This window comes from Bacillus sp. JJ1562 (genome assembly GCF_036962705.1).
Taxonomy (GTDB): domain Bacteria; phylum Bacillota; class Bacilli; order Bacillales; family Bacillaceae_L; genus Ferdinandcohnia.
The window spans coordinates 40,353-53,115 of record NZ_JBALOQ010000050.1 but is presented as its reverse complement, the minus strand read 5'-3'; the positions used below and the strand labels follow the sequence as shown (position 1 = coordinate 53,115).

At 38.1% G+C, this 12,763-nt stretch carries 10 protein-coding genes and 1 other annotated feature; of the genes, 2 read left to right on the top strand and 8 right to left on the bottom strand.

Annotated features, from left to right (window positions below; translation table 11 throughout):
* Positions 1 to 73: 73 nt before the first annotated feature.
* Positions 74 to 604, bottom strand: coding sequence for a hypothetical protein (locus V7097_RS22610; RefSeq protein WP_335705885.1), 531 nt, complete (start codon positions 602 to 604; stop codon positions 74 to 76).
* A 191-nt stretch (positions 605 to 795) separates the two neighbouring features.
* Positions 796 to 1,098, bottom strand: coding sequence for a rhodanese-like domain-containing protein (locus V7097_RS22605; protein ID WP_335705884.1), 303 nt, complete (start codon positions 1,096 to 1,098; stop codon positions 796 to 798).
* 155 nt (positions 1,099 to 1,253) lie between these two features.
* Here V7097_RS22605 and V7097_RS22600 point away from each other — a divergent pair, with 155 nt between their 5' ends.
* Positions 1,254 to 2,303, top strand: a complete 1,050-nt coding sequence (locus V7097_RS22600; RefSeq protein ID WP_335705883.1) for a M42 family metallopeptidase — start codon at positions 1,254 to 1,256, stop codon at positions 2,301 to 2,303.
* A gap of 277 nt (positions 2,304 to 2,580) precedes the next feature.
* Here V7097_RS22600 and leuS read toward each other — a convergent pair whose 3' ends face one another.
* Complete coding sequence (gene leuS / locus V7097_RS22595) at positions 2,581 to 4,998, bottom strand: leucine--tRNA ligase (RefSeq protein WP_335705882.1); 2,418 nt, start codon at positions 4,996 to 4,998, stop codon at positions 2,581 to 2,583.
* A gap of 60 nt (positions 4,999 to 5,058) precedes the next feature.
* Positions 5,059 to 5,291: a binding site (T-box leader), on the bottom strand.
* A 426-nt stretch (positions 5,292 to 5,717) separates the two neighbouring features.
* Between leuS and V7097_RS22590 the strand changes: the two genes are divergently transcribed.
* Positions 5,718 to 6,776, top strand: a complete 1,059-nt coding sequence (locus V7097_RS22590) for a multicopper oxidase domain-containing protein (RefSeq protein ID WP_335705881.1) — start codon at positions 5,718 to 5,720, stop codon at positions 6,774 to 6,776.
* Positions 6,777 to 6,934: 158 nt separating this feature from the next.
* On the opposite strand, the gene V7097_RS22585 is transcribed toward V7097_RS22590, so the two are convergent.
* The 5 genes from V7097_RS22585 to V7097_RS22565 all read right to left on the bottom strand — a co-directional run bounded on the left by V7097_RS22585 (position 6,935) and on the right by V7097_RS22565 (position 12,542).
* Positions 6,935 to 7,645 carry an ABC transporter ATP-binding protein gene (locus V7097_RS22585; protein ID WP_335705880.1) on the bottom strand — a complete coding sequence of 237 codons (711 nt, stop codon included), beginning with the start codon at positions 7,643 to 7,645 and terminating at the stop codon, positions 6,935 to 6,937.
* Entirely contained in the window at positions 7,617 to 9,431 is a 1,815-nt protein-coding gene (locus tag V7097_RS22580; protein ID WP_335705879.1) for a branched-chain amino acid ABC transporter ATP-binding protein/permease, read from the bottom strand. Before V7097_RS22580 ends, V7097_RS22585 begins: the two co-directional genes overlap by 29 nt.
* Before the next feature lies 1 nt (position 9,432).
* On the bottom strand, positions 9,433 to 10,323 hold the full coding sequence (locus V7097_RS22575; RefSeq protein WP_335705916.1) for a branched-chain amino acid ABC transporter permease: 891 nt from the start codon (positions 10,321 to 10,323) through the stop codon (positions 9,433 to 9,435).
* Between the two features lie 121 nt (positions 10,324 to 10,444).
* A complete protein-coding gene (locus V7097_RS22570) occupies positions 10,445 to 11,650 on the bottom strand; it encodes an ABC transporter substrate-binding protein (protein ID WP_335705878.1) in 1,206 nt (401 codons plus the stop codon).
* A gap of 94 nt (positions 11,651 to 11,744) precedes the next feature.
* Positions 11,745 to 12,542: a 3-hydroxybutyrate dehydrogenase gene (locus V7097_RS22565; protein WP_335705877.1), complete on the bottom strand. Its 798-nt coding sequence runs from the start codon at positions 12,540 to 12,542 to the stop codon at positions 11,745 to 11,747.
* Positions 12,543 to 12,763: the final 221 nt, after the last annotated feature.

The window sequence follows — 12,763 nt, the reverse complement described above, 5'->3', positions numbered from 1 at the left end:
TGGCATTTATGCTAGGACCCTTTTCCTTTTTTATCAAAAATGGCTTTTCTTATTCTTCAATGAATAATTTATATTAATGAATTTCCTTTCTTTCAAAAAAACCAGTAAATAAAAAGCAGGTTATGAAAGCTACTCCTGTTACAGTGATGGCCATAACAAGACCGATAAAGGCCATAAATGTATCATCCCCTGGAAATTGGGGCTCAAGTGTAACAATCATGTAGGCAAAAACAAGCGTGAGTATTAAATAAAAGCTGCTGCCGATAAACCCTCTTAAAATCCGCCCCTTCTTATCACCATTCCATGCATATAAAACGATAGTCCAGCAAACCAAACTTATAAGAACAGCCCCAAACATAATGATTAAATGAATATAGGGGATCGTTAAAAAGCCTAATCCAAAGAGAATTAATAAAGTAGAGCCGAATAATATTGCATTTAAAACAAATAAAAATAGCCCACTTAGCCATGGTTTTTGAAACCACTCATAGCTTGATAGTTTTTTTACTAGTCGATTACCAGGCCCAATAAAATTCATTAGTTTGTTTCGATTAGTCCCCACAATAATTAATAACATTATACCGAGCAATAAAAAAAGTGTCATTTTTTCCTCCTTGAAATTTAATGCATTTTCATTAACATCCATAATTATTTCTAACTTGATTTTACAAAATAATTTATTGAGTTTCAATAAATTATTATTATTTTTTAATATATTATTGTTGTTTGCATTTTTCTAACCAAAATAATAGCGTGAATTCATATTTGAATTCACGCTTAGTTGAAATATCTGTTTTATCGTTTCGTTTCACCCGTCCAATTCATCATCCCACCGACCATGTTACGGACTTTGTAGCCTTGGTCCTCTAGGTATGCACAAACATTGAAGCTTCTACCACCAGAACGGCAAATAATAATGTATTCTGTATCTTTATCAAAATAATCAAGGTTATCTGGAATTTCCATCATTTTTATATGCTTTGCACCAGGAATCATGCCCTCTGCTACTTCTTCATCTTCACGAACATCGACAAGCTCTAATTTTTCACCATTCTCAAGCTTTTGTTTCAGTTCTTCTGTTGTGATTTCTTCAATCATAGGTCCCATCCTTTCAAAACTCATCTCGACCATTATAACAAAGACAAAATACGGAATACAATTTTCGAAACCTAATTTTCCACGTTTTGTAAAGCTAGAATTTCTATATAAAAAGGAGTATGCTATTACTAGCTAAAAACAAGGGGGAATTATAGTTGACTTATCCAAACACAGACGAAACCATTCAACTCATAAAAGAACTCGTTTCGATTCCAAGTCCATCTGGAAACACGAATGAAGTGATTACATTTGTAGAAAAACTTCTAAAAGAGTCAAATGTGGATACATACAGAAATCGCAAAGGCGGTCTAATCGCTACACTTCCTGGAAAGGACACACAAAAACATCGTATGCTCACCGCCCACGTTGATACATTAGGTGCTATTGTGAAGGAAATTAAACCAAGCGGCCGACTGAAATTAGATTTAATTGGTGGCTTTAAATATAACTCTATTGAAGGGGAATATTGCCGTATTGAGACCTCAACAGGTAAATTCTATACTGGTACAATCTTAATGCATCAGCAATCCGTACATGTCTATAAAGATGCTGGTAAGGCAGAGCGTAACCAAGAAAACATGGAAGTGCGTATTGATGAAAAAGTAAAAAATGCAGACGAGGTTCGAGCACTTGGAATTGAAGTTGGTGACTTTGTTTCCTTTGATCCACGAGTTGAGGTCACACCTAAAGGATATATTAAGTCACGTCATCTAGATGACAAAGCAAGTGTTGGAATACTGCTCCAACTAATCAAACAAATTAAAACTGAAAACATCGAGCTACCATATACAACACATTTTCTTATTTCGAATAATGAGGAAATCGGCTATGGCGGAAACTCCAATATCACACCTGAAACTGTGGAATATTTAGCAGTGGATATGGGGGCAATGGGTGATGGTCAAGCAACAGATGAATATACGGTTTCAATTTGTGTGAAGGATGCAAGCGGTCCATATCATTATGCTTTCCGTAAAAAGCTTGTCCAGCTTGCTGAAAAGCATGAGATTGGCTATAAGCTAGACATCTACCCTTACTATGGGTCTGATGCATCAGCAGCCATTCGTTCTGGACATGATATTATCCACGGCTTAATCGGTCCTGGAATTGACTCTTCTCACGCATTTGAACGTACACATAAGGAGTCAATCGAAAATACGACAAAGCTCATCTATCATTATCTTCAATCTGAAATGGTTGAATGAATGAATTAGCTCTCTGAAAGTGGATTTTAAAGTAGATAAACCAAAAGCCCAAGAATGTGGATATATCAGCATTCTTGGGCTTTACATTTTTCCGATATCAGCTCAACAAACTACCTTTCGGACTGCATCTTCTCGGTTTCTAGCTTTCTTGTCCAAATACAAATGTGATTCGGACAACGTCCCCTTTTATTCTAGCTTTTCTGCAGAATACACCTCTGAATCTAACTCCATTATACGCCTTCATAAAACAAAGCCCTCCACTTGGAGGGCTTTAGTATTAATTCGCTACAATATTTACAAGCTTTCCAGGTACCGCAATAACCTTACGGACTGTTTTGCCTTCGATTTGTTCTTTGATTGGGTCTGCCCCCATTGCAATTTGTTCAAGTACTTCTTTTGAAGCATCTGCGGGAACATGAAGCTTCGCTTTCACTTTTCCATTCACCTGAATGACAATCTCAATTTCAGATTCGACTAATTTTGCTTCATCAAATGCAGGCCATGATTCATAAGCAATTGAACCTGTATTACCAAGCTTCTCCCAAAGCTCTTCAGCAAGGTGTGGAGCAACTGGAGATAGAAGTTTTACAAATCCTTCAATGAATGACTTTGGTAATTCAGATACCTTGTATGCATCATTGATGAATACCATTAATTGCGAAATCGCAGTGTTAAAGTGTAATGCTTCGTAATCCTCTGTCACTTTTTTAACTGTTTGGTGATACACGCGCTCAAGTGAAGTATCGTTTGAATTAGCTTTTACTTTTGATGATATGTTTCCATTGTCATCTGCAAGTAAGCGCCAAATTCGATCCAAGAAACGTCGAGAACCATCAAGCCCATTAGTTGACCATGCGATGGAAGCATCTAATGGTCCCATGAACATTTCATATAAACGAAGCGTATCTGCACCATGAGATTCAATAATGTCGTCAGGATTTACAACATTTCCTTTGGACTTACTCATTTTTTCGTTACCTTCTCCAAGAATCATCCCTTGGTTGAAAAGCTTTTGGAATGGTTCTTTCGTTGTAACAACACCAATATCATATAGTACCTTGTGCCAGAATCTTGCATAAAGCAAGTGGAGCACCGCATGCTCAGCTCCACCGATGTAAATATCAACTGGTAACCATTCTTTTAATTTCTCTGGATCAGCCAGAGCTTCTTCATTATGTGGATCAATATAACGTAAATAGTACCAGCAGCTACCTGCCCATTGTGGCATTGTGTTTGTCTCGCGACGACCCTTTTTACCGGTCTTCTCATCAACCACATTTACCCATTCTGCGATATTTGCAAGTGGTGATTCACCAGTTCCTGAAGGCTTGATTTCCGTCGTCTTTGGAAGCATAAGTGGAAGCTCTTCCACTGGAACAGTTGTCATTGTTCCATCTTCCCATTGGATGATTGGAATTGGCTCACCCCAATAACGCTGGCGGCTAAATAACCAGTCACGTAGCTTATAGGTAATTTCCTTTTTACCAAGCTTGTTTTCTTCTAGCCATGCAATCATTTTAGTAATAGCTTCTTCTTTATTTAATCCATTTAGGAAATCCGAATTTACATGGTCACCATCGCCAGTATATGCTTCCTTAGTAACATCTCCACCAGCAACTACTTCTTTAATTGGCAATTCGAATTTAACAGCAAATTCATAGTCACGCTCATCATGGGCTGGAACTGCCATTATTGCACCTGTTCCATAGCTCATTAGGACATAATCAGCAATCCAGATAGGCATTTTTTCTTGATTTACAGGGTTGATTGCATATGCACCTGTGAATACCCCTGTTTTATCCTTTGCTAGGTCTGTACGCTCTAAATCACTCTTAGTCTTGATTTTATCTAAGTAAGCATTAACTGCTTCTTTTTGTTCAGGAGTAGTGATTTTATCAACAAATGGGTGCTCAGGAGCAAGTACCGCGTAAGTAGCACCAAATAAAGTATCGGGACGAGTTGTGAAGACTGTAAATGTATCATCATGTCCATCTATGCTAAATGTTACATGCGCACCTTCAGAACGACCAATCCAGTTGCGCTGCATTTCTTTTAAGCTCTCTGGCCAATCTAGTTCTTCTAAATCCTCAAGTAATCGCTCGGCGTATGCAGTTATTCGTAATACCCACTGTCTCATTGGACGTCTTTCTACTGGGTGGCCTCCGCGTTCACTTTTTCCATCAATGACTTCTTCATTCGCAAGGACTGTTCCTAATGCTGGACACCAGTTTACAGGAATTTCATCAACATATGCTAAACCTTTTTCATATAGCTTTGTGAAAATCCATTGAGTCCATTTATAATATTTAGGATCTGTTGTGTTAATTTCACGATCCCAATCATATGAAAATCCGAGTTCTTTAATTTGACGACGGAAGGTATTGATATTTTTTTCCGTGAATTCAGCAGGGTCATTTCCGGTATCTAACGCATATTGCTCAGCTGGTAACCCAAATGCATCCCATCCCATTGGGTGTAGAACATTGTACCCTTGCATTCTTTTCATTCTTGCTAAAATATCTGTTGCTGTATAGCCCTCTGGGTGACCTACATGTAGTCCTGCACCAGAAGGATATGGGAACATGTCTAGCGCATAAAACTTACGCTTCCCTTTGTCTTCAGTTGTCTTAAATGTTTTGTTCTGTTCCCAGTGTTGCTGCCACTTTTTCTCGATCTTTTGGTGATTAAAACTCATAAGACTTCCTCCTTAAATAATCCTAAAAACCTTATAAAAAAACAAAAAACCTCTAATCCCAAAAGGGACGAGAGGATATGTATTCTTCCCGCGGTACCACCCACATTAGTGACAAACTGCGCACTCACTTCATTCATCCTTAACGCGGACTCAGACGATAAGCACTAGCTGCTCTTGGCATTTCATGCTTATTGCTCAAAGGCGAGTTCATGTTCATCAACGATTGACTTGCACCACCCGTCAACTCTCTAACACGTGTGTAGAACATTACTACTCCTTTTCAACGCTTCAATATTTATTGATTATATTCAGTATTGTATAAAATTTGTGTAAGAACTGCAAGTAAAATAGGAAAAATTGGGCTTTTCCCCAAACATTATGCCCACTTTATCTTTTCATAAACATAACATGTTAATATTTTTGGAATAGCAAAATTCCCTCTTCCGTTCTAAAAAACGATTACATTTGAACAAACATTCCTGAGGAAAAATTGGCCAACATTGTGGAGATATTTTGACTAAAAACCACGTTTTGAAAACGTTTAAACCCTTACCACTATTGGAAAGGTGTTTATATGTTCACCATTTCACAATCTGTACACAGATTACCTTCAAAAACGTGATTTATATCACTCTTCGGGGTCCCCCGGCTTAATATGATAAAGGTGTAGAAAGCAAGCAATAACCAAAATAAAAACCAATTTCAAGGGGGTAAAAATTATGAACAAGAAAGTGAAATGGTTAGTCACATCTTTGGTTGGAACTTCACTCATTTTAGCTGGTTGTGGAAAGCAAGACGTAGCTGTAGAAAAAAATGTTGAGGCACAAACAACTGCTTCAGAAACAAAAGTTGGGGAAATTATCGCCCCACACAAAGACCTTAACCAAGAACCTGTTCCATTAAAAATTGAAAGAGTATCAGAAAATGAAGTAAACGTTGAAATGACTGCACAGATTACTGACATTGAAATTGACAAAGACTATACCTATAAGGCTTGGACCTTTAATGGCGAAGCACCTGGACCTGTCGTAGTTGTAAATGAAGGTGACACAATTAACTTTACACTAAAAAATATGGATCCTGCTATCCCACATAGCATGGACTTCCACGCTGTACATGCATCACCGTCAAAGGATTTCATTGATGTAATGCCAGACGAGAGTGGAACATTTTCTTATCCAGCAAACAAACCGGGAGTTTTCATGTATCACTGTGGTACAAAACCTGTGTTATCACATATTGCAAACGGCATGCACGGAACCATTATTGTAAAACCGAAAGATGGGTATCCAACAGATAATGAGATTGATAGGGAATACCTTCTCATTCAAAACGAATGGTATAAATACAATGATTTAGATGACATGACAAACGGTGTACCAAGCCAAGTAGTATTTTCAACAAAAGCTCTTAAAGAAGGCGACTTAAATACAAATGGTGACACTTTCTCATTAAAAGAAACACCACTTCTTGCAAAAGTGGGCGACAAAGTTAGATTATACATTAACAACGTAGGTCCAAATGAAGTGAGCTCTTTCCACGTAGTTGGTACAATATTTGACGACGTGTATATCGACGGTAACCCATACAATCATATGGAAGGACTACAAACAGTTATGCTTCCTGCAAGCGGTGGGGCAGTTGTAGAATTCACGGTAATGAAAGAAGGAACATACACAATCGTTACCCATCAATTTAACCACGTTCAAAAAGGAGCAGCAGCATTATTAAAGGTAACTGCAGATGGAAAAGATGACGGAAGTGCTGTTGGACATTAAAAAAGACCATATAAAAAAGCACACTAGTGGCACTCCTTTACAAGGTCAACAAAAAAGTCTAAATAAAGTTTAACATAGAGACAATAAAAAAAACAGAAAAAGAATCTCGTTTTCCCGAGATTCTTTTTCTATACAAGTGACATGAATCCGATGTTCGCTTAAGCTGAACCTAAATATGTTTTTACCAGACTATCATCCCTTAGTAAATCTCGTGATTTTCCATTTAGCTTCACTTCACCTGCTTGTAACACATAGGCACGGTCAGATATAGCTAAAGCAGCCATGGCTAATTGCTCGACAACCACTACCGTCTTGCCAGATTTTTTTAACTCTAACAGAGTATCGAATATCTGTTTTACGAATATAGGTGATAAACCCATGGATGGCTCATCAAGAATAACAAAATCAGGATCAGACATAAGTGCTCTGGATACGGCTAGCATCTGTTGCTCTCCACCACTTAATGTACCAGCATGCTGCCTTCTTCTCTCCTTTAGTCTTGGAAACCTTTCGTATTCTCTTTCGATAAGCTCTTGAATTTTTTGTTTATCTTTTTTAATCGTAAATGCTCCTAAAATTAGATTATCCTCTACCGACTGATCACCAAAGACTTGGCGGCCTTGAGGGACATGGGATATACCATACCCTAAAATTTTATGAGCAGGGGTACCTGTAATCACATTATCCTTATATAGGACAGTACCCTCCTTCACCTTTAACAACCCCGTGATTGCTTTTAATAGGGTAGTTTTCCCAGCCCCATTGGGACCAATAACAGCTACGATTTCACCTTCATTTACTTCCATTGACACATCACTTAAAGCGGTTGCATGACCATAATTAACTGATAGATTTTGTACCTGCAACAAGCTGGTTCACCTCTTCCCCACCGAGATAAGCATCAATTACCCTTGGATCGTTTTGAATCGTTTCCGGATTTCCCTCACAAATTTTCTTACCGAAATCTAGTACTGTAATATAATCACAAATATTCATGACAATATCCATATGGTGCTCAACCAAAATAATAGACAATCCCGCCTTCTTTAGACGTTGGATCACATCCATTATTTTTTCAATCTCTTTTGGACTAGCCCCCGCTGCCGGTTCATCCAGAATAAGTAAAGTAGGTTTTAAAGCTAATCCCCTCGCTATTTCAACTAATCGCTGTTCTCCATATGGTAAATCAGACGCTTTTTCATGGGCTCTATTTTCTAAGCCAACAATTCTTAATAGATCATAGGCTTTTTGTGCATAGTATTGCTCTTCTTTAGATACCTGACCTAGATATAATAGGTTTTTCAGGAAGCCTGTTTTGAAGTGACGATGAAAGCCAACCATGACGTTTTGTAAAACGCTCATGTCTTCAAACAACTGTAGGTTTTGAAATGTTCTCGTAATCCCTTCTTGCGCTATACTATGGGGAGCATATTTTGTAATGTTCTTTCCTTTCCAAAGCATGCTTCCTTCAGTCGGCATATAGACTCCACTTAGGATGTTAACTGTGGTGCTTTTACCCGAACCATTTGGACCAATAATTCCGTGAACAGTTCCAGCTAAAACCTCTATTTCAAGTTCGTCAATAGCTTTTAATCCACCAAAATGCATCGAAAGATCTTTAAGCTCTAAAACCTTACCATTAATCCCTTCAGGTAAATCTATTGTTGCCTTCCGATCATCATGTAAGATTCCTAATTTAGTATTGACTTTTTTACTAGAAAACTTTTTAAAGAAAGAAAGGTTGGTGAAGGCACCCACGATACCATCGGGTAAGAGGATAAGTGCGATTAATAATATTCCACCAAAAATCATTAAGTGATAATCTACAAAGTTGTGAAGGAATTGCGGTAACCCAACGATAATCGCTGTGCCTATAATAGGGCCTATCTTTGTTCCCGAGCCTCCGATAATAACCGCAATAAGGAACATAATGGATAAATTCAAATCAAACGTTGTACTACTAATAAACTGATTTTGAAAAGCGAACAGCCCTCCACCTACACCTGCTAAAAAGGCAGAAACAGAAAAAGCTAGTATTTTCCAATTCCGAACATTAATCCCTAACACCTCTGAAGCAACTTCACTATTTCCAAAAGCAGTAAAGGTCCTTCCAAAACGACCTCTAAAGATATTCGCAGCGGCTGCTGTAATGATGATAGCTAACAGACCAATAAACCACATATATTGAACTGGGCCAAACTCAAGACCGAATAAAGATGGTGCAGAAGTTCTGATTCCAGCAGGACCGCCTGTGACATCTACCCAGCGGTTCGCTATAATACTAACCAATTCTCCAAACGCGATTGTGACCATGGCTAGATAAGGACCTTTCGCTCGTAAGGACAAAAGTGCTACAATCGCTCCAAATGCTGCTGCTATTAAGCTAGAGATCATAATACTTACGAAGAAATTCAATCCTACTTTCATGGTAAGGATGACTGATAAATAGGCCCCAATCGCATAAAATCCTACATGTCCCAGGGAAAGCTGATTAGAGAGTCCCACAAGTAGATTTAACCCAACGATGACAATGTAGGTAATCAAGAATGTCTGGGCAACATGAATGGTATGAGCATTGTTAAAAACCCATGGAAACGCGTATATGAGGGCGAGTGGGATCACAATTTGATAAATCCACCATTTTGCTTTTATCATATTAAAACTTCTCCTTTACTCGTTTTCCAAATAATCCTTGAGGAAGGACTGCTAATATGACAAGAATTAAAAAGAACGCAGCAGCTTCTTTCATGGATGTACTATATAAAGTAAAGAGATTTTCTAATACACCTAGTAAAAGTCCTCCGATAAAAATACCTCGTGGATTCTCGATACCACCAATAATTGCAACCGCAAATGCTTTTAATCCAAGGAAAAGTCCGATAAAAGCACCTGGATGTACCATAGGTCCGACTAATACCCCACCTACTCCTGCGAGAATCCCGGCAATAATAAAAGCAATGGAAGCCATTAATCGGGGATTGATTCCCATTAATGAAGCAGCCTCTCTATTAAAGGCAACTGCTTCAAGCGCCTTTCCAAATAATGATTTCTTTAAGAAGACGTATAAGAGGAACATAATAACTACAGCACTAACTAGTACAAACATTTCATGATAGCGGATTTTAAATATACCTAGATCTAAAATAGCGCGTCCAAATGGAGATGGGGCCATCAAAACATCTCTTCCCCATATAAGCATAGCTACGTTTCTCACAATCATAGCAACGGCCACAGTACTTAAAATCCAACCAATGGAATGCCAACTTCTTAACGGTCGGATAGCGACTTGTTCCAATGCCCAACCAGAAATACCTAGTAAGACAATTACCAATAGCAATGATGCTATAAAGGCAATCCAAACACCCCCACCTGAAGCAGTTATTGTAGTAAAGGTGGATAATCCAATAAGTGAACCAAGCATGACAAAGTCACCTTGACCAAAGTTCATCGTTTTAGTCGTGATAAAAGTAATATAATATCCTTGGGCAATTATCGCATAAATGCTTCCATATACTAACCCATTGATAATGGCTTTTAATATATCCATTAATTCCAAAGCAAACGCCCCCTTGAGATAAGCTACAAAAAAAACAAGTTTATGGTGAAAGGGGAAATCCTCATTGGGACTCACCCTTTACACCAGTTAAAAGGTATATGTTATGACTCTATTATTCTGCTGCAACAATTTGTAAATCGTCGTTATATTTGGCAATAAATACTTCGTCAATACCAAATGCTTCATGGTTATCCTTAGTGAAAGCTGCTGGTTTAATTGCTGTTACACCTTCAAAGTCCGTAAATGATTCAATTTGATCACGAATTTTCTCACTGTCTAAGCCAACCTTTTTTATTGCATCTAGGATAAGTTTTGCACTGTCATATCCTTGTGCAGTAGCAATAGGAAACACGTCTTCACCATACGTTGCCATTACTTTTTCATGGAATTTTTTTGCTGCATCATTTTGATCAATCGTATATGACTGTACAAAAAACAGGTCTTCCTTCACAAGATCTCCAACTAGATTTAAAACGGTAGGGTCACCTGTAGCCCAAGTCGCGTAAATAGGAGCATCCAACCCTTCATTGAAACGAGCTTCAAGTAACTTTGCTGACTGTGGTGCAAGCCCGTAAAAGATAACTGCCTCCACCCCTGCATTGTTCATATCACGAATTGAAGGCTCGAGATTCAATTCCTTTGGATCAAAGGCTGAAATGACAGTTGGTTCCATATTGTAATCTTCCTTCATTTGCTTAACAATATCTTCCCTGCCACCTTGCCCGTATCCTTCCGTATCATGGATGACGCCAAGCTTCGTAAGTCCTTGTTTATCGATAAGCTCTTTTAAAATTGCAGACACTTGAACGCCATCAAGAGGTGCAACACGGAAAATATAGTTTTTATCAGCATCTTTATACTCTTGTGTGATTTGTGTCCCTGTAGCTACTGGTATAACTTCAGGAATTTTTGCATCTTGAGTAAATTGAATGTGAGCCATGGCATTCCCAGAATTAGCAGGTCCAATTAATGCAACGATGTTATCTTGGTTAATTAATTTTTGAACAATCTCTACAGACTTTTCTGGTTTGGCTTCATCATCATATAAGACTAGTTTTGCATTTTGTCCTTCAAAGCCGCCTGCATCGTTAAATTCATTAATAGCTAGCTCCGCACCCCTTTTTACTCCTTCACCAAATAAAGCTGTTCCACCTGACATAGAAATTGCTAAACCTACGTTAAAGGTATCCTTACCTGAAGAATCCCCTGAATCACTTTTCCCTGTGGAACCTGTTTCTTCTACCTTTGGACTACATCCTACTAAAATTGTAAATAATAACATAAAACCCACTAGAAAGATTGAAACTGATTTTTTCAAAATAATTCACTCCCTTTTTAATAAAGCTAAAAGATTAACTCATTTTATAAAACCTGCATAATGAAAGAAAAATACCGTTTACTACTATTTTTTCTTATTGGACTGTGTAACCACCATCAATCACAATTTCCTGTCCAGTAATACCATTTGCTTTTTCACTTGCCAGAAAAACGGCGTAATTAGAAATTTCTTTGACATGTAATAAGCGCTTCTGTGGTACAAGCGGATAAATTACTTCTTCAAGTACATTTTCTAACTCTACATTTCTAGTCTTTGCTAAGTCAGTTAACTGATTTCGCACAAGTGGGGTGTCTACATATCCAGGACAAATGGCGTTAACGGTGATTCCGTATTCTGCCCCTTCTAACGCTGCTACCTTCGTCAAACCATTTACTCCATGCTTCGCACTATTGTAAGCAGCCTTCCCTGCAAAACCAACTAAACCATTAATAGAGGACATATTTATGACTCTACCAAATCTTTGTTTTTTCATGATAGGAAATACATGCTTTGTAGCAATAAATGGACCTGTTAGCATCACCTTAAGCATTAATTCAAAGCGTTCAGTAGGAAAATCCTCAATTGTAGATACGTGCTGTAACCCCGCATTATTAATTAAAATATCAATTCTTCCATACGTATTAATGGTATGATTTATTGAAGATATGATTTCTTGCTCCTTGGTTACATCACATCCAATTCCCATGACATCTAATCCATCATTCTTCATGGAACCTGCAGTTTCTTTTGCTGCTTCTTCATTCAGATCACTGATTACTACTCTTGCACCTTCTTTAGCAAATACTTGGGCTAAATCTAGACCTATTCCACTAGCCGCTCCTGTAATGAAAACGACTTTATTTTCAAGTGTTTTTTCTTTAGCTTGATTCAAAACAACAATCCCCCCATCGGAACGCTAACAATACCGCAACCGTGTAACCCTTAACTATCTCAATTATTGTCCAATCCCCCCAACTAGTAATGTATCTTGCGTCATTCATCATTTGAAGAATATACCTTCATATCACTTTTCTCCTTCCTTATCAAATGCCCCTTGGCGTATTTGCGCCCAGATTTTAGGCCCACACGATGTGGGTCATAAAGACGTTGCCA